Below are 19089 nucleotides of genomic sequence, written 5' to 3' on the forward strand. Positions count from 1 at the left end.
GTAAAGGAATAAAGATAAAAATAATAGAAATGTCAGAAACACCGGAATTAAAACGCACACTCGGATTGCTTGATGCTACCAGCATTGTAGCCGGTTCAATGATTGGTTCCGGAATTTTTATTGTTACTTCTGCAATGGCACGTGATGTCGGTTCTGCAGGTTGGCTTTTGGTGGTTTGGTTGCTCACTGGATTGATAACTGTATTTGCTGCATTGAGTTATGGTGAACTAGCCGGAATGATGCCGAACGCAGGCGGACAATACATTTACATTCAACGCGCTTATGGGCGAATGATTTCTTTCCTTTATGGCTGGACCGTTTTTACTGTTATTCAAACAGGTGTAATTGCTGCTGTTGCAGTAGCCTTTGCAAAATACACTTCCGTTTTTTTTCCTGAATTAAACAATACAATTTTGGAAATTGGTGCGTCTTATAAAGTTACCTATGCTCAGATTGTTGGTATGGCAAGTGTTGTTTTTCTTACTTATATCAATAGTAGAGGCGTTCAAAATGGAAAAACCATTCAGTTGATTTTTACTTCCGCAAAATTATTCGCACTCTTTGCTTTGATTGTTTTAGGAATCGCAATCGGAATTAAAGGAGACGTGTTGGTTGCGAATTTTACAAACATGTGGGAAGCCAGTAAAACAACGCTCGCTCCAGATGGAACAATCAGTGTTATACCCTTAGCAGGTTCAGCGCTCTTGGGTGCGATGGGTGCAACCATTATTAACTCGTTGTTTTCAAGTGATGCTTGGAACAATGTCACCTTCATTGCTTCCGAAATAAAAGACCCGAAAAAAAATATTCCACGTAGCTTATTTTTAGGAACATTCATCGTGACCATCATTTATATTTTAGCAAACGTTGCGTATTTATCACTCTTGCCATTGCATGGTGATCCGAATGCAACAGATGCACTAGGACAAGGAATTATGTTTCCGAGTAATGATAGAGTAGGAGCAGCAGCTGCATCTATGATTTTTGGTGCGCCTGCCGCGTTTATTATGGCTGCGTTAATTATGGTTTCTACATTTGGTTGCAACAACGGATTGGTGTTAGCAGGAGCACGTTTGTTTTATGCCATGGCAAAAGATGGTTTGTTTTTTAAAGGTGCAGCAACTCTCAACGAAAAAAATGTTCCTTCCAAAGCATTGTGGTTACAGTGTGTTTGGGCTTGTGTATTATGTCTTTCTGGGCAATATGGAGCGTTGTTAGAATATGCTACATTTGCTTCATTGTTGTTTTATATTTTAACCATTGCTGGGATTTTTGTCTTGAGAAAAAAGGAACCGGATGCCGAACGACCCTATAAAGCTTTTGGTTATCCTGTGATTCCGGCACTTTATATTTTAGTGACAACAGCAATTTGTGTAGATCTTCTTATCTATAGTCCCATTAGTACTGGACTAGGTTTGGTGATTGTAGCAATTGGAATTCCGATATATTACATTACACAAAAGCGGCCAGCGCTTAACTAAACATCCCCGATTATTGTCGGGATTTCTACTACTCAATACGTATGCTACTCCGTTAAACTGCTCCAAAGCATAAAGCAGAAGTCCTTGATGACTTTTGTGAAACGTAGTATTCATTTTATTTTTTTAAATTTTTTATGAAAAACATTTTTCGTGATTTTTTTACGTTCAATAAACGTGAACGCAATGGTGTATTTATTTTATTAAGCATTATCGGTGGATTGATACTCTACTTAAATGTTTCTTCTCGTTTTGTTAGTCGTGAAGTAGTTGATTTTACAGCCTTTGATAAAGATGTAAAAAAATTTCAAGAGACGATTGAGGAGCAAAAAAAAGCAGCAACTTATCATCGAACATCAAGTTTTGAAGCATCAAGTGAAACTGCTGTGGAGACAAATTCAGAACGATTTTATTTTAATCCGAATAATTTACCTGAACAAGAGTGGAAACGTTTGGGCCTTTCCGAAAAGCAAATTAAAAGCATAAAAAAATACGAGTCGAAAGGAGGGAAGTTTAGAACAAAAGCAGATGTAAAAAAAATGTATTGCATCAAACAAGAGCAATACGAATCGTTAGAACCCTATATTCAAATTGGTTCTCTGGCAGAATCAGCAAGAGCAGGAGAAAAAACAACTTCTGTTTTTCAGGATGGAAAAGTGGAAAATACTTCTTTGATATCTAAATCGGATGGGGAACACATAAGTCTTGTTGATTTGAATACAGCCGACTCCGCAATGTTGACAGGTATTAAGGGAATCGGACCCTTTTATGCAAAAAACATCATTAAGTATCGAAACGCTATTGGCGGATTTGTAAAAAAAGAACAATTATTAGAAATCTGGAAATTTGACCAAGAGAAATTAAATGCCATCGAAAAACACATCGTTGTGGATGCAACAAAAATTAAAAAAATCAATCTCAATAGCTGTGAGCCGTCAGATTTGAAAAGTCCTTACATCAGCTGGACCATAGCCAATGCAATCGTGAATTATCGGAAAAATCACGGGAAATACAAAACTGTTGATGAAATCAAGAAAACAGATTTGGTAGATGAAGAAACATACCGTAAAATTGTACCCTACTTAGTTCTTGGTGACTAAGTAACTAGGTAACTATGTGACGAAGAGAGTCAAATTTTCTTATTCGGTTGGTCACCTTCCTAGTTACCTAGTCACTTAATCATTTAGTCACTCAATTATGCTAGAAACCAAAATAAAATCAACAATAAGAGACGTAGCCGATTTTCCAAAACCGGGTATTCTTTTCAAAGACATTACTCCCATTTTTCACAACCAGAACTTGTGCAACGAAATTGTAGCAGAATTTGCGAAACGTGTTGCGGATAAAAATATACATGCCATTGTAGGTGTTGAAAGCAGAGGTTTTTTATTTGGTTTTGCATTGGCGAACAAATTGAACATCCCATTTGTTTTAGTAAGAAAAGCAGGGAAATTGCCCTACAAGAAAATTTCTTACGAATACGATTTGGAATACGGTAGCGCAAAAGTAGAAATGCAAGTGGATGAAATTCAGCCTGGCTGGAATGTTTTGATCCATGACGATTTGTTGGCAACAGGTGGAACAGCAGAAGCTGCAGTGAAATTAATTGAAATGCAACAAGGCAAAGTAGCCGGTTTTGCTTTTGTCGTGGAGCTCGATTTTTTAAAAGGCAGAGAGAAATTAACTCCCTATTCGGATAATATTATTAGTCTGGTGAATTATTAGTTTACATTTAAATAAAAATGATATTTTTGTCTACTCAAAAAAACTGCAACAATGGATTTTAGCACAAACGAAAATCAAAAAATGATCGCTGATATGATCAAAAAGTTCGGGGAAGATCACATCCGCCCGAAAATGATGGAATGGGACGAATCACAAGAATTCCCAGTAGAAGTATTCAAAAAGCTTGGAGAACTTGGATTGATGGGCGTTTTGGTGCCTGAGCAATATGGTGGATCTGGATTTTCATATACCGAATATGTGACTGCAATTGTAGAATTATCTAAAATTTGTGGCTCCATCGGATTGTCCATGGCAGCTCACAACTCTTTATGTACCGGTCATATCTTGGCATTCGGGAATGAAGAACAAAAGAAAAAATACCTTCCGAAATTGGCAACAGCAGAATGGATTGGCGCATGGGGATTAACAGAAACAGGCACCGGTTCTGATTCCGGTGGAATGACAACAACTGCTAAGAAAGACGGAGATTATTTTGTAATCAACGGTTCGAAGAACTTTATCACGCATGCAATCAGCGGAAACGTTGCGGTTGTAATTGTGCGTACCGGTGAAAAAGGCGATTCTCATGGAATGTCTGCTTTCATTATTGAAAAAGGAACACCGGGGTTTAACTCCGGAAAAAAAGAAAATAAATTGGGAATGCGTGCTTCCGAAACAGCTGAATTAATTTTCACTGATTGCCGCGTTCACAAAGACCAAATGCTAGGAAAAGAAGGCGATGGATTCATTCAAGCAATGAAAGTTTTGGATGGCGGTCGTATTTCTATTGCTTCATTGGCAGTAGGTATTGCAAAAGGCGCCTTCGAATGTGCTTTAAAATATTCCAAAGAGCGTGAGCAATTTGGGAAACCAATTTCTCAGTTTCAAGGGGTGGCCTTCAAATTGGCCGATATGGCAACCGAAATTGAAGCAGCTGAATTATTGACCTATTTTGCTGCCGATAAAAAGAACAAAGGGGAGAAAATGACAAAAGAAGGAGCATATGCGAAATATTATGCTTCCGAAGTAGCGGTGAGAGCAGGTACTGAAGCAGTTCAGATATTTGGCGGATACGGTTATACCAAGGACTTCCCGGCAGAAAAATACTACCGCGATAGTAAGTTGTGTACCATCGGAGAAGGAACTTCAGAGATCCAGAAAATGGTGATTGCACGAGAAATTATGAAATAAGGCCTTGTATTTCGGCTAAAAACTGAAAATAAATTGAAAAAATTGGGTTTTAGGATTTAGGATTTAGAAATTTATCTTATATTTGCATCCCATTTATAAAAATTAAAAACAAAACAAGATGTTAATAGTACAAGTTAAAGAAGGCGAAGCAATCGAAAAAGCACTTAAGAAATTCAAAAAGAAATTTGAAAAAACAGGTGTTGTTAAAGAATTACGTGAACGTTCAAAATTCACTAAACCTTCTGTAGTGTATCGCGAAGCAAAAATTAAAGCGATTTACAAAGAGAAAATGCAACGCAGCGAAGAAGCATAGTTCTTCCTTCTGTTTATTAAAATATTACCTGAAAAGGAAAGATCTTATTGCGAAAGCAGGTCTTTCCTTTTTTATTTGTTACCTTGGCTATCACTTAATATGCTGCGATGAAAAAATTCCTGATTCTTTTTCTATTTGTTATTGTTTTTATCCCTACTAAGTCGCAAACATATGTGACCATCCCTGATGCCAATTTTGTTTACTATCTTCAAGCAGTTTATCCAACGTGCATGCTTGGCAACCAAATGGACATAACCTGTCCGGGAATCACCAATGCTATCACCTTGAACATAAGCGGTTCATCAATATCCGATCTTACCGGTATTCAATATTTTAGCAGTTTAGAAGTGCTCGACTGCTCAACAAACCTGCTTACTGGCTTGCCAACTCTTCCAGCGACTTTGCTTTCCCTTAACTGCTATGATAATGCATTAACGAGCCTGCCTTCTTTGCCTGCCTCGCTTACTAATTTGATCTGTAGTTTTAATCAGCTGACGGCTTTGCCTGCATTGCCTGCATCACTTGAGGTTCTGGATGCTGGCAATAATCAACTTTCTAGTTTACCCGCTCCATTGCCAAATTCATTACAGAATGTAAGTTGTACCAACAATTTTTTAACAAGTATACCTACATTGCCTAATTCGCTTACTGTTTTTAATTGTGCTGGAAATTTATTGACGAGCCTTCCGTCTCCTTTGCCCAATTCAATGTCAATTCTTTATTGTGGTGGCAATCAGTTTGTGACTTTACCAATTCTTCCCGATTCACTTACGCAATTGCAATGTAATTCCAATCAACTTACAACGTTACCTGTGTTGCCAAATAAATTATTGGGCTTGTGGTGCTTTGATAATTTTTTAACAGCCCTTCCTCCCTTGCCTAACTTTATTTCTGAATTGCAATGCTCAAATAATTATTTGACATCCTTGCCATCATTACCCAATTCGGTTTACATTCTCGTTTGTGATAGTAACAATATTTCGTGTTTTCCAACATTTCCAAGTTCAATATTGCCTTATGCACTTGTAATCGCTGGCAACCCGTTTTCCTGTTTGCCAAATTACATTGCAGCAATGGATTCAACAATGCTGTCTTATCCTATCTGTACACCTGGCGATACGCTTAGTAATCCAGATGGTTGTAGTAATGCAGGCATCATGGGCACGATTTATAAGGACAATAATTCTGATTGTGTCTTGAACAGTTCAGATGTATTTTGGGATAATATTTCAATGAAATTATATGACTCAACAGGGAACTTTTTGGCTCAGACTTATACTCTATCAAATGGCTGGTATTATTTTCCGGCTTCTTTGGGAACCTATACTGTAAAGTTAGACACCGCCTATCTGCCTTTGATGGCAGGCTGCGTCTCAACTGGAATTCAGGCATCTGTGACCTTGACAAGTTTACAGCCCCTTGTTCAGAATACAAATTTTGCGATGATGTGTAAGCCTGGATTTGATATTGGAGTTCAGTCTGTATATACGAGTGGTTGGATTTTTCCGGGCCAGATTCATAACCTGAAAGTGCTAGCAGGTGATGTCACCAATTACAATGGGGATTATTGCTCGACTACTATTTCTGGTACAGTTAAAGTAACAATGACCGGTTCTGAGATTTTTAGTGGCGTGGCTCCCGGAGCACTCACACCTGCGATAGCAGGGAATGTGTACACGTATACCATTCCGAATTTTGACGCGGTGAATATGCTTCAGGATTTTAATTTGGCGTTTGCAACACCAACCACTGCTCTTGCAGGAGATTTGATTTGTGTGGATGTTGAAGTTTCAACAGCAGCTAGCGGGGATAATAACCCTGTTAATAACACTTACCATTATTGCTACACCGTATTAAGTTCATACGATCCTAATATGAAGGAGGTGTATCCTGTGGACGTCCTTCCGAATTATCAGGATTGGTTCACTTACACCATTCATTTTCAGAACACAGGAACTGCACCGGCTATGAACATCCGTTTAACTGATACTCTGGATGGTAATCTCGATTTGGAAACATTCCAGGTAATCAATTATAGCGATTACAACCTGGCATCGTTGACAGGAAATGCACTAACGTTTGATTTTCCGGGTATTATGTTGCCCGATAGTACCAGTGATTTTGAGGGTTCCAAAGGATTCGTCCAATATCGCATCAAGCCTAAAGCGGGATTGCCCAACGGCACAATGGTGAATAATACGGCCTTCATTTATTTTGATTTTAATTCACCAGTGATTACAAATACGACTGTAAACCATTTTATAGCAGCTCTCTCTGTTGATGAAAATATTGCACCACTTGCTTTTAATGTTTATCCGAATCCCTTTAATGGAAAATTCAGTATAGATATAAAGGAAACATCAGCCAAGACCTTAAATGTCGAAATTTACAATCTGCTTGGAATGTTGCTTTATAAAAAGAATCTCGTTCCAGGCAACAGAACCATTGATTTTAGTGAACAGCCAAATGGCGTGTATCTTATTAAAGTTTCTGATGGAACAAAATCCATCAGTCAGCGAATCGTGAAGAACGACTAAAATTAACATTTGTTTTGAAAATTTTGCTGATTTAAAGTGAACTATTAAGGCGCATTTTACGTTAAACAAGTAGATTTTTCCTTTTTTCATTTATGGACGCTAGCCGGGATAGTTTTTTAAAATACCTTCAATTCGAAAAACGATTGTCTAGCCATACCGTTTTGGCCTACTCCGGTGACTTAACTCAGTTTTTTGATTACGTTCAAACCACTTACCAGATTTCTAACCTTTCTGATTTGAATCATACCGTGATTCGTTCATGGGTAGTGGAGCTCATGGAGAATAAAATCAGTCCGCGCTCCGTAAATCGCAAAATCACAACGCTTAAAACCTTTTATAAATATTTGTTACGTCAAGGCATTGTATCCGAAAACCCAATGCTGAAGATAATTTCGCCTAAAACTTCCAAGCGTTTGCCCGTGTTTGTTGAAAAAGACAATATGGATGCGTTGATGGATAAAATTGAGTTTGGTGAGGATGTGGAAGGAATACGAAATAAATTAATCATCGAACTTTTTTATGCTACCGGTATTCGTCTTTCGGAACTCATTAACTTAAAGCAGGCCAACGTTGATTTAGAGGCCTGTCAGATTAAGGTATTGGGAAAGCGGAATAAAGAACGAATCATTCCATTTGGGAATGAAATAAGAAACAGTATTCAAAAGTATATGGATGCAAAGCCCGGTTTGCCCGGTGAGTTTTTATTTCAAATGACAAGTGGAAAAAAAATGTACGAAAAATTTGTATACCGTTTGGTGAATGAGTACCTTTCAATGGTGACAACGGTTGATAAAAGAAGTCCGCACATTTTGCGTCACACCTTTGCAACGCATATGTTGAACAATGGTGCCGATTTAAATGGGATTAAAGAATTATTAGGCCATGCCAACTTGTCGGCAACACAAGTATACACGCACAATACAGTAGAGAAATTAAAAAATATTCACAAGCAAGCACATCCGAAAGGCTGATGAATATGAAACATACGAACGATCATCAATGAATTACTAATTAACTATAAAATAGGAGGAAAGTACCATGACAGTAAAAATTCAATCCGTGCATTTTGATGCAGACAAAAAATTATTAGCCTTTGTAGAAGAGCGAGTAGATAAGTTAACCCTTTTTTATGATGGGATTATCACTAGTGAGGTGATCTTAAAAATTGATAAAGGAGATAGCGTAGAAAATAAAATAGCAGAAATAAAATTGCACATGGCAGGAAATGATTTGTTTGTAAAAAAACAATGCAAAAGCTTTGAAGAAGCTGTTGATATGAGTATTGATGCGCTAAAAACACAAGTAAAAAAACACAAAGAAAAAGTAAAAGGATTGTAATTCGATTTCTGACTCTAACCCTCTCCTTTTTCAAGGAGAGGGCAGGGTGAGGTTTTAATAGCCTTAATTTTTCACAATTACAGGGACTTTTCTGCTAAAAGCGGAGGAGTCTTTTTTATTTTCAAAAACATTCATCCCCATTGTTCCTTTAAAGCGTTTGATTTTGTTTTCACGTTTTGCTAAAGAAACAAAATTTTCTGCATAAGCTGTTTCTGCATCTATTAATGGCCATTTGCTACGCATATTTATTTTTTTATAAGCAATCGGAATGAGTTCGATGTCCGGAAATTTTTTTTTCATATAACTTTTTATTAAAAGCGCTTGATAGGCATCGGTTGCAACAGCAATCCTTTTAAAACCAAGTTCTCTGGCGAGGAGTACCGAATAAAAAACATTTTCTGTGCTATGTTCAGCTTCCTCTTCTGCAAAGGTGTTTTTAGAAGGAATACCCAACGAATCTGCATAAATTTTCATCACTTTACTTTCGATGTAGGGCGTGTAGACCGAAGCTCCTGAGAAAATAATGTTTTTTGTGATGCCTCTGTCGAAAAGGTATTTTGCCCAAAGAATACGGGCTTTTAAAACACTTTTTAGGGAAGGTTCCTGATACGGAACACCCGGAACGATGATTACATCATAGCGGTTCGCTAGTTTATCCGTTAAGTCATTTGATTCTTTTTTTGTTTTGTCATAGCTGCAAAGCATAAATAGTGCACAGCTAATGAAAGCAGGGGTTGAGAGCGTCCGTTTCATAGTCCAGGATTTAAGTTTAGCACTATTCGGCTCTGCGAGGTATCCTCATTTCTCAAGTCGGATATAGGAAAAGCAAGAATAGTGAGTAGTCGTTAAATCATGGATGGGAGATGTATGTTTTAACTGAAAACGAAGCGATGAAGTGCATATTGCAAGCGTGTTGGATTAGGTGGGCGGAAAGAGGTGAAGCCCGTGTTTTTATCTGGGAAGATTCTAAATTGGGTGGCGGAAGCAAAAAAAGGATTAAAAAACCTTGTTAATTCGCACATTTATCTAAATTTGCGGACTCAAAATCAGGGTGCAAAGATTTTTTTTTGAAAAAAACCGCTAAAACTTTTGTTACTACGCAAATGTTTTCTAAATTTGCAATCCTTTTTCAAGGGGGTAGTGTATTTTGCCCACTGCAAAAAAGGTTGAAGTTCTTTTGAAATATAGTATTACAAGGTATTGCCGATGTAGCTCAGTTGGCCAGAGCAGCTGATTTGTAATCAGCTGGTCGGGGGTTCGAATCCCTCCATCGGCTCTTTTTTAAATTTAAATGTGAATGTGATACTGTCGGGGAGATACCAGAGTGGCCAAATGGGACAGACTGTAAATCTGTTGTTTCGACTTCGAAGGTTCGAATCCTTCTCTCCCCACTTGGTTTCTGAAAGAGACAAAAAGAGAGAAGTTTTAAATAAGTAAATTATAGTTCTTTAAATAATAGGTTTTTTAATCCGCGAAAGTAGCTCATTTGGTAGAGCGTCAGCCTTCCAAGCTGAGGGTGGCCGGTTCGAGCCCGGTCTTTCGCTCCAAAAGAGTCGGGTTTTAGAAATTGCTCTAAAATCCACTCTTTTTAATAAAGTCACATGTTAGATGTGAATAGGATCAATAGAAAGCTGTAATACATACCACTAAATCAGCTGTTGTAGCTCAGTGGTAGAGCACTTCCTTGGTAAGGAAGAGGTCGGCAGTTCAATCCTGCTCAACAGCTCTGATTTTAGCAAGAATTTTTAGAATAGTAATATAAATATAAAATAACAATTAAATAATAACTAGCAATGGCTAAAGAAAAATTCGACCGTTCCAAACCACACGTAAACATCGGAACAATTGGTCACGTTGACCACGGTAAAACTACATTAACCGCAGCAATCACTGTTGTATTGGCTGAAAAAGGTTTATCTGAAGTAAGAGATTTCTCTTCTATCGATAATGCTCCTGAAGAAAAAGAACGTGGTATCACGATCAATACTTCTCACGTTGAGTATTCAACTGCTAACCGCCACTACGCTCACGTTGACTGTCCAGGTCACGCGGATTATGTGAAGAACATGGTTACAGGTGCTGCTCAAATGGACGGTGCGATTCTAGTTGTTGCTGCTACAGATGGTCCAATGCCACAAACTCGTGAACATATCCTTTTAGCTCGCCAGGTAGGTGTGCCTAAAATTGTTGTTTTCATGAACAAAGTGGATATGGTTGACGATCCTGAATTGTTAGAATTAGTTGAAATGGAAATTCGTGAGTTATTGTCTTTCTATCAATTTGATGGTGACAACACTCCTATCATCCAAGGTTCTGCTTTAGGTGGTTTGAATAAAGATGCAAAATGGATTCCAAAAATTATGGAATTGATGGATGCAGTTGATGCGTATATTCCAATTCCTCAACGTGAAACTGATAAGCCTTTCTTGATGCCAGTTGAAGACGTTTTCACAATCACTGGTCGTGGAACTGTTGCTACAGGTAAAATTGAAACAGGTGTTATCAACTCAGGTGATGAGGTTGAAATCATCGGTATGCAAGATGAAAAATTAAAATCTACAATCACTGGTGTTGAGATGTTCCGTAAGATCCTTGACAGAGGTGAAGCAGGTGATAACGTTGGTTTATTGTTACGTGGTATCGATAAGAAAGATATCCGTAGAGGTATGGTTGTTGTTCGTCCTGGTACGATCACTCCTCATACTGAATTCAAAGCTGAGATCTACGTTTTGAAAAAAGAAGAAGGTGGACGTCACACTCCATTCCACAATAAATACCGTCCTCAGTTCTACTTACGTACAACTGACGTAACTGGAGAAATTGAATTGCCAGCAGGACGTGACATGGTTATGCCTGGTGATAACGTAACAATTACCGTTAAGTTAATTGTTCCGGTTGCTATGGACAAAGGTCTACGTTTCGCTATCCGTGAAGGTGGTAGAACAGTTGGAGCTGGTCAGGTAACTGAGATCATTAAGTAATAAATAATACAATATTAGTAACAGACAGTGCCCCGATAAGTCGGGGTGCTGTTTTCTACTAATATAAGGGTGATGTCAAAAGCAATATTTTTTGGCATTTGAATAGCACAATTTGGAGTATTTAAACAGGTGTAGTTCAAGGGTAGAATAGAGGTCTCCAAAACCTTTGATGGGAGTTCGAATCTCTCCACCTGTGCACAAGTAGTTAAAAGTAAAAAAGTTAAAAGTTAAAAGTTATTACGGACGTTCCAATAACCAATAACGAATAACCAATAACGAAAGATTATGAGCAAATTCAAAACATACATCGATGAAACCGCAAACGAACTTTTTCATAAAGTAAGTTGGCCATCATGGAGCGAATTACAAAGCAGCGCAATCGTTGTTGCTATCGCATCTATTATTATTGCATTGTTAGTATTTGCAATGGATTTCACGTTCAATAAAGGAATGGAAGCTATTTACCATTTGTTTTAATATTTAATAGAATTAAAAAAATGAGCGAGCAAACAAAAACTGACACCGTAAAAAAATGGTATGTGGTAAGAGCTATCAGTGGTCAGGAGAAAAAGGTGAAGCAGTATATTGAAGTAGAAATTAACCGTTTGGGATTAAGCAATTTTGTATCTCAAATTTTAATCCCTACCGAAAAAATTTACCAAATCCGTAACGGAAAAAAAGTAAGTAAAGAACGCCCTTTTATGGTGGATATATTTTGGTTGAAGCAGCATTAGTGGGTGAAGTTGCTCACGTTATAAAAAACATTACAGGTGTTATCGGATTTTTAGGTGAAACCAAAGGTGGTGCACCAGTTCCAATGCGCTTAGCAGAAGTAAATCGTATTTTAGGTACTGTTGATGATTTAGCAGAAACAGATGCTCAAATTAGTATTCCTTTTATCGTTGGAGAAACAGTAAAAGTAATCAATGGACCTTTCAATGGTTTCACTGGAACAATTGAACGCGTTATTGAGGATAAGAAAAAATTAGAAGTAATGGTAAAAATCTTTGGTAGAAAAACACCATTGGAATTAGGTTACTTAGAAGTAGAGAAAGAAAATTAATCTGACTATTCATAAAAAAAGCCTGGCTTCCACCGGCTCGTGACAGTTTGAATAAGGAAGATTAACGATTAGAGTAAATAACAATTCGTTTAAAGAAAAGATAAACTCAAAAACTTTAAACTCAAAACTTAAAAAGAGAAATGGCAAAAGAAGTAAGTGCAATGATTAAATTGCAAATAAAAGGTGGAGCAGCAAATCCTTCACCTCCAATCGGACCGGCATTAGGTGCAAAAGGTGTGAACATTATGGAGTTCTGTAAGCAATTCAATGCTAGAACACAAGATAGAGCAGGGAAAGTAACTCCTGTTATTATTACCGTATACAGCGATAAAACATTTGAATTCATTTTAAAACACCCTCCTGTAGCAGTTTCGTTATTGGAAATCACAAAAATTAAACAAGGTTCTGCAGAATCAAACCGTAAAAAAGTTGGTAATGTATCTTGGGATCAAATTCGTACAGTAGCAGAAGGCAAAATGCCGGATTTAAATTGTTTTACAATTGAATCAGCAATGAGCATGGTTGCTGGAACTGCACGTAGTTTGGGAATGACGATCACAGGTGAATCACCTTTGAAGAAAAAGTAAGATTTAGGAATTAGGATTTCAAAATCTGTTTCCCAAATCAAAATTAGTAAACCCGATGGAGGCCGAATCAAGTAAGCCGTTTGCACATCATAATTTTTATAAAATGAGTAAAATTTCCAAAAATAGAAAGCTTGCGCTTTCTAAGTATGACCCTACAAAGGCGTACACATTAGCAGAAGCTGCTAAAATCGTTAAAGAAATCACAACTACTAAATTCGATGCATCTATCGATATCAGCGTAAGATTAGGCGTTGATCCTCGTAAAGCAAACCAAATGGTTCGTGGGTCTGTTTCGTTGCCTCATGGTTCAGGTAAAACAATGCGCGTTCTTGCGATTGTTACTCCTGATAAAGAAGCAGAAGCAAAGGCTGCAGGTGCTGATTTTGTTGGTTTGGATGAGTACATCGAAAAAATCAAAGGTGGTTGGACAGATGTTGACGTAATCATCACAATGCCTTCAGTTATGGGTAAAGTAGGTGCGTTGGGTCGTGTATTAGGACCTCGTGGTTTAATGCCGAACCCAAAAACAGGAACTGTAACGATGGAAATCGGTAAAGCAGTAACTGAATCAAAAGGTGGTAAAATTGACTTTAAAGTAGATAAAGCAGGGATTGTTCAAGCCCTGGTTGCTAAAGCATCATTCGATAGCAGCAAAATTGCAGACAATGCAAATGAATTGTTACAAACAATTATGAAATTAAAGCCTTCATCAGCAAAAGGACAGTATGTTAGAAGTATTTATTTGAGCTCAACAATGAGCCCAAGTATCGAAATTGACAGCAAATTCTTAGGGCAATAATTTTAAAACAAACCATCATCTGCCTTGGCTTCCACTAAGCAGAAAAACCTCACCGAATCTTGCAAAAGAAACGGTGTAAAAACAAAAAGAAATGAAAAGAGAAGATAAAACAAAAATCATCGAGTCGCTGGTAGAAAGAATCAATGCGAATAACAAAATCTATCTAGCTGACTGTTCTTCTTTAACAGTTGAAAAAGTTAACCAATTCAGAAGATCTTGCTTCCAAAAAAACATTTCGATGACGGTAGTAAAAAACTCTTTGCTTAAAAAAGCATTAGAGCAAGCTGCTGATAGTCGTTTGGTTGAACTAATCCCAGCATTGAAAGGTGCTACTGCGATTATGTTTACAGAAGTAGGAAATGCTCCTGCAAAGTTGATTCAAGAGTTTAGAAAGAAAAACGACAAGCCAATTTTGAAAGCGGCTTTCGTTGAAGAAAACATTTACATTGGCGATAAAGAATTGAATGCTCTTGCAAATATCAAGAGTAAAAATGAACTTATCGGTGAAGTTATTGGATTACTTCAATCTCCTGCGAAGCGAGTACTTTCTGCTCTTCAAAACAATGCAGAGAAAAAAGATGCGGCTTAACCCGATCACAGTTTAAAGTAAGATTCACTTTCGCTAAAACGCAAGTGGAAACGTAAAAAAAATTAATTAGTAATTAAATTTAAAAATCAAATACAATGGCAGACGTAAAAGCAATTGCTGAACAGTTAGTAAACTTAACTGTTAAAGAAGTGCAAGAATTATCAACAATCCTTAAGGATGAGTACGGAATCGAACCAGCAGCAGCAGCAGTAGTTGTAGCAGCAGGTGGTGGAGCTGGAGATGCAGCTGAAGCTAAAACATCTTTTGATGTAATTTTAGTTGATGCAGGTGCAGCTAAATTAGGTGTTGTAAAAGTTGTAAAAGACTTAACAGGATTAGGTTTGAAAGAATCTAAAGATCTTGTTGATGGTGCACCAAAACCAGTAAAAGAAGGTGTTTCTAAAGAAGAAGCAGAAGCATTGAAAAAACAATTAGAAGAAGCAGGAGCAAAAGTTGAAGTTAAATAAGCTGTTTCTAATACACAATTTATAGTCATACCCTCATTATTCGCCTCTGGCGAATGATGGGGTACTTGGCTTTAATGGTGATTATAATCGTTTTTCTTATTAACCTCGTTTATACTTACAAAAATTAACTTGTGATTGTAAACCTAATACTTAAGCACCTTGGCTCAAACTAAAAAACCGCAAAGAATAAGTTTTGCATCTATTAAAAGTCAGATCGATTACCCTGATTTTTTAGATATTCAACTTCAGTCGTTCCAAGACTTTTTCAGTTAGAAACAACTTCTGAAAACCGTCAGAACGAAGGATTATTTAAAGTTTTCGCAGAAAACTTTCCAATATCCGATGCACGTAATAATTTCGTGCTTGAATTCTTAGATTATTTTATTGACCCGCCTCGTTATTCACTGGATGAATGTATCGAGCGTGGTTTAACATACAGCGTTCCGCTAAAAGCGAAATTACGTTTGTATTGTACCGATCCTGAACACGAAGATTTCGAAACCATCGTGCAGGACGTTTACTTGGGTACTATCCCGTACATGACTCCAAAAGGTACTTTCGTTATCAATGGAGCAGAACGTGTTATCGTATCTCAGTTACACCGTTCACCGGGTGTGTTCTTCGGTCAAAGCCGTCACGCTAATGGAACTAAGTTGTATTCAGCTCGTGTTATCCCTTTCAAAGGATCATGGATTGAGTTCGCAACCGACATCAATAGCGTAATGTATGCTTACATCGATCGTAAGAAAAAATTACCGGTTACAACCTTGTTAAGAGCTATCGGATTTGAAAGCGATAAACAAATCCTTGAAATATTCGGCTTGGCTGACGAATTAAAAGTTAGTAAAGCTGCCCTGAAATCTGCAGTAGGCCGTAAATTGGCTGCACGTGTTTTAAAAACATGGATTGAAGATTTCGTAGATGAAGATACCGGTGAAGTTGTTTCTATTGAACGTAACGAGGTAATTATCGACCGCGAAACAATCTTAGATAATAATCACATCGATTTAATCGTAGATGCAAACGTAAAATCTGTTATCCTTCACAAATTAGATGTGAATGCTGGTGACTACGCAATCATCTACAATACATTACAAAAAGATACGTCCAACTCTGAAAAAGAAGCGGTTGAACATATCTATCGCCAATTACGTAACGCAGAACCACCTGATGAAGAAACAGCTCGTGGTATCATTGATAAATTATTCTTCTCTGATAAACGTTACGATTTAGGTGAAGTAGGTCGTTACAGAATCAATAAAAAATTGAATCTGAACACACCTTCTAACACAAAAACATTAACGAAAGAAGATATTATTTGCATCATTAAGTACTTGATCGAATTGATCAACTCTAAAGCTGATGTGGATGATATTGACCACTTAAGTAACAGACGTGTTCGTACTGTTGGTGAACAATTGTATTCTCAATTTGGTGTTGGTCTTGCGCGTATGGCGCGTACCATCCGTGAGCGTATGAACGTTCGTGATAACGAGGTGTTCACACCTACCGATTTGATCAATGCAAAAACATTATCATCGGTTATCAACTCGTTCTTCGGAACAAACCAGTTGTCTCAATTTATGGATCAAACCAACCCTCTTGCAGAAATCACGCACAAGCGTAGACTTTCGGCACTCGGGCCTGGAGGTTTATCCCGTGAGCGTGCAGGTTTCGAGGTTCGTGACGTTCACTATACTCACTACGGTCGTTTGTGTACTATTGAAACTCCTGAAGGACCAAACATTGGTTTGATTTCTTCATTGTGTGTATTTGCTAAAATCAATAAATTAGGATTCATCGAAACACCATATATGACTGTTACCAAAGGTAAAGTGGATATGGAAAAATCAGTTACTTACTTAAGTGCTGAAGAAGAAGATTCTAAAACAATTGCACAAGCAAATGCTCCTGTGGATGCAAAAGGTAAATTCTTAGAAGCGAAGGTTAAAGCTCGTTACGAAGGAGATTTTCCTGTTGTTGAACCGGAAAAATTACAATTGATGGACGTTGCGCCAAATCAAATTGCTTCGATTGCTGCATCATTGATTCCTTTCTTGGAGCATGATGATGCCAACCGTGCATTGATGGGCTCCAACATGCAACGTCAGGCTGTACCATTGTTACGTCCTGAAGCACCAATTGTAGGAACTGGTCTTGAGCCACTTGTTGCACGTGATTCACGTGTATTAGTGAATGCTGAAGGCGAAGGTGTTGTTGAATATGTTGATGCAAACGAAATTGTAATCCGTTACAACCGTACGGATGATGATCGTTTAATCAGCTTTGACGATGATATCAAACGTTACCAATTAACTAAATTCCGTAAAACCAACCAAAGTACGTGTATCAACTTGAAACCAATCGTTAAGAAAGGTGAGAAAGTTACTAAAGGACAAGTATTGTGTGATGGTTATGCAACTCAAAATGGTGAATTAGCGCTTGGTCGTAACATGAAAGTGGCATTCATGCCTTGGAAAGGTTACAACTTTGAGGATGCGATTGTAATTTCTGAGCGCGTTGCTCGTGAAGATATTTTCACATCTGTTCACATCGATGAGTATGCATTGGAAGTACGTGATACAAAACGTGGATTAGAAGAATTAACTTCTGATATTCCTAACGTTTCTGAAGAGGCTACAAAAGACTTAGATGAAAACGGATTGATTCGCGTAGGTGCTGAAGTAAAAGAAGGTGATATCTTAATCGGAAAAATCACTCCGAAAGGTGAAACAGATCCTTCTCCGGAAGAAAAACTTTTACGTGCCATCTTTGGTGACAAAGCAGGCGATGTGAAAGATGCTTCTTTGAAAGCGCCTCCATCATTGCGTGGTGTTGTAATCGATAAAAAATTGTTCTCTAGAGCAATTAAAGATAAAAAATCGAAAGCAGAAGAAAAACCATTGCTTGATAAAATCGATAAAGAGCACAACACAGAAGTTGCTGCACTTAAAAATAAATTGATTGAAAAATTATTCACGTTAGTAAACGGTAAAACTTCTCAAGGGGTTATCAATATCTTGAAAGAAGAAGTCGTTGCGAAAGGTGTGAAATTCACTCAAAAAAGTTTAGAGAAAATCGATTTCTCAAATGTGAATGCTAGTAAATGGACAACTGATAAAGATGTGAACGACAAAATTAAAATGTTGTTACACAACTACAATATCAAGTACAACGATTTATTAGGTGCATTTAAACGTAAGAAGTTCGCTGTTACTATTGGTGATGAGCTACCTGCTGGTATTGTACAACTTGCAAAAGTGTACATCGCTAAAAAACGTAAGTTAAAAGTAGGTGATAAAATGGCGGGTCGCCACGGTAACAAAGGTATTGTTGCTCGTATCGTTCGCGATGAAGATATGCCATTCCTTGATGATGGAACTCCGGTAGATATCGTATTGAATCCACTCGGTGTACCTTCTCGTATGAACTTGGGTCAGATTTATGAAACCGTTCTTGCTTGGGCTGGACAAAAATTAGGAGAGAAATTCTTTACTCCGATTTTTGATGGTGCTACTACCGATCAGTTGAATGAGTGGACAGACAAAGCAGGTTTACCTCGCTTCGGCCGTACATTCTTAACAGATGGTGGAACAGGTGAGAAGTTTGATCAACCGGCAACTGTAGGTATTATCTACATGTTGAAACTTGGTCACATGGTGGATGATAAGATGCACTCTCGTTCAATCGGACCATACTCTCTTATCACGCAACAACCATTGGGCGGTAAAGCTCAATTCGGAGGTCAGCGTTTTGGTGAGATGGAGGTTTGGGCTCTTGAAGCATTTGGTGCTGCCAACATTCTTCAGGAAATCCTTACAATCAAGTCGGATGACGTTGTAGGACGTGCGAAAGCTTATGAAGCTATTGTTAAAGGTGAAAATATGCCAACTCCTGGTATCCCTGAATCATTCAACGTATTGTTGCATGAGTTGAGAGGATTAGGATTGAACATTTCACTTGACTAATAACGAAATTTAAAATGGTGTTTCTGAAATACGGAACACCACTTTAAACTTTA

Annotated in this window: 15 protein-coding genes, 5 tRNA genes and 2 pseudogenes; 21 read left to right on the forward strand and 1 reads right to left on the reverse strand. The window is 37.7% G+C overall.

The genetic code is table 11. The features are described from left to right. Positions 1–29 precede the first annotated feature (29 nt). From IPP64_03945 to raiA, 8 genes are all read left to right on the forward strand, one after another. Positions 30–1481: an amino acid permease gene (locus tag IPP64_03945; GenBank protein ID MBL0328576.1), complete on the forward strand. Its 1452-nt coding sequence runs from the start codon at positions 30–32 to the stop codon at positions 1479–1481. A 134-nt stretch (positions 1482–1615) separates the two neighbouring features. Next, positions 1616–2578: a helix-hairpin-helix domain-containing protein gene (locus IPP64_03950; protein ID MBL0328577.1), complete on the forward strand. Its 963-nt coding sequence runs from the start codon at positions 1616–1618 to the stop codon at positions 2576–2578. Between the two features lie 97 nt (positions 2579–2675). Continuing rightward, complete coding sequence (locus tag IPP64_03955) at positions 2676–3203, forward strand: adenine phosphoribosyltransferase (protein ID MBL0328578.1); 528 nt, start codon at positions 2676–2678, stop codon at positions 3201–3203. A 51-nt stretch (positions 3204–3254) separates the two neighbouring features. After that, on the forward strand, positions 3255–4394 hold the full coding sequence (locus IPP64_03960) for an acyl-CoA dehydrogenase family protein (protein ID MBL0328579.1): 1140 nt from the start codon (positions 3255–3257) through the stop codon (positions 4392–4394). Between the two features lie 118 nt (positions 4395–4512). Then, a complete protein-coding gene (locus tag IPP64_03965; GenBank protein MBL0328580.1) occupies positions 4513–4707 on the forward strand; it encodes a 30S ribosomal protein S21 in 195 nt (64 codons plus the stop codon). Positions 4708–4814: 107 nt separating this feature from the next. Beyond that, on the forward strand, positions 4815–7244 hold the full coding sequence (locus IPP64_03970; GenBank protein MBL0328581.1) for a T9SS type A sorting domain-containing protein: 2430 nt from the start codon (positions 4815–4817) through the stop codon (positions 7242–7244). Between the two features lie 92 nt (positions 7245–7336). Then, the gene (locus IPP64_03975; GenBank protein ID MBL0328582.1) at positions 7337–8215 is read left to right on the forward strand and encodes a tyrosine-type recombinase/integrase; all 879 of its coding nucleotides are present in this window, start codon (positions 7337–7339) and stop codon (positions 8213–8215) included. Positions 8216–8282: 67 nt separating this feature from the next. Beyond that, on the forward strand, positions 8283–8582 hold the full coding sequence (gene raiA / locus IPP64_03980; protein MBL0328583.1) for a ribosome-associated translation inhibitor RaiA: 300 nt from the start codon (positions 8283–8285) through the stop codon (positions 8580–8582). A 63-nt stretch (positions 8583–8645) separates the two neighbouring features. Here the strand turns inward: raiA and IPP64_03985 are convergent, their stop codons facing one another. Then, positions 8646–9335, reverse strand: a complete 690-nt coding sequence (locus IPP64_03985) for a YdcF family protein (GenBank protein MBL0328584.1) — start codon at positions 9333–9335, stop codon at positions 8646–8648. A gap of 449 nt (positions 9336–9784) precedes the next feature. Between IPP64_03985 and IPP64_03990 the strand changes: the two genes are divergently transcribed. The 13 genes and pseudogenes from IPP64_03990 to rpoB all read left to right on the forward strand — a co-directional run bounded on the left by IPP64_03990 (position 9785) and on the right by rpoB (position 19036). Then, a tRNA-Thr gene (locus tag IPP64_03990) sits at positions 9785–9858 on the forward strand. A 34-nt stretch (positions 9859–9892) separates the two neighbouring features. Then, positions 9893–9973 (forward strand) — tRNA-Tyr (locus IPP64_03995). 80 nt (positions 9974–10053) lie between these two features. Continuing rightward, a tRNA-Gly gene (locus IPP64_04000) sits at positions 10054–10129 on the forward strand. 107 nt (positions 10130–10236) lie between these two features. Then, a tRNA-Thr gene (locus IPP64_04005) sits at positions 10237–10308 on the forward strand. A 67-nt stretch (positions 10309–10375) separates the two neighbouring features. Beyond that, on the forward strand, positions 10376–11563 hold the full coding sequence (tuf, locus tag IPP64_04010) for an elongation factor Tu (GenBank protein MBL0328585.1): 1188 nt from the start codon (positions 10376–10378) through the stop codon (positions 11561–11563). A 125-nt stretch (positions 11564–11688) separates the two neighbouring features. Next, positions 11689–11759, forward strand: a tRNA-Trp gene (locus IPP64_04015). 89 nt (positions 11760–11848) lie between these two features. Next, positions 11849–12040, forward strand: coding sequence for a preprotein translocase subunit SecE (gene secE, locus IPP64_04020; protein ID MBL0328586.1), 192 nt, complete (start codon positions 11849–11851; stop codon positions 12038–12040). Positions 12041–12060: 20 nt separating this feature from the next. Beyond that, positions 12061–12626, forward strand: a pseudogene (nusG, locus tag IPP64_04025) (transcription termination/antitermination factor NusG). A 140-nt stretch (positions 12627–12766) separates the two neighbouring features. Further along, positions 12767–13213, forward strand: a complete 447-nt coding sequence (gene rplK, locus IPP64_04030; protein MBL0328587.1) for a 50S ribosomal protein L11 — start codon at positions 12767–12769, stop codon at positions 13211–13213. Positions 13214–13316: 103 nt separating this feature from the next. Further along, positions 13317–14012, forward strand: coding sequence for a 50S ribosomal protein L1 (locus IPP64_04035; protein MBL0328588.1), 696 nt, complete (start codon positions 13317–13319; stop codon positions 14010–14012). 91 nt (positions 14013–14103) lie between these two features. Further along, complete coding sequence (locus IPP64_04040) at positions 14104–14601, forward strand: 50S ribosomal protein L10 (GenBank protein ID MBL0328589.1); 498 nt, start codon at positions 14104–14106, stop codon at positions 14599–14601. Between the two features lie 95 nt (positions 14602–14696). Next, positions 14697–15068 carry a 50S ribosomal protein L7/L12 gene (gene rplL, locus IPP64_04045; GenBank protein ID MBL0328590.1) on the forward strand — a complete coding sequence of 124 codons (372 nt, stop codon included), beginning with the start codon at positions 14697–14699 and terminating at the stop codon, positions 15066–15068. A gap of 263 nt (positions 15069–15331) precedes the next feature. Then, positions 15332–19036 (forward strand): annotated as a pseudogene (gene rpoB / locus IPP64_04050) (DNA-directed RNA polymerase subunit beta). The last annotated feature ends 53 nt before the right edge of the window (positions 19037–19089 follow it).

It is taken from the genome of Bacteroidota bacterium (assembly GCA_016722565.1).
Classification (GTDB): Bacteria; Bacteroidota; Bacteroidia; order 2-12-FULL-35-15; family 2-12-FULL-35-15; genus 2-12-FULL-35-15.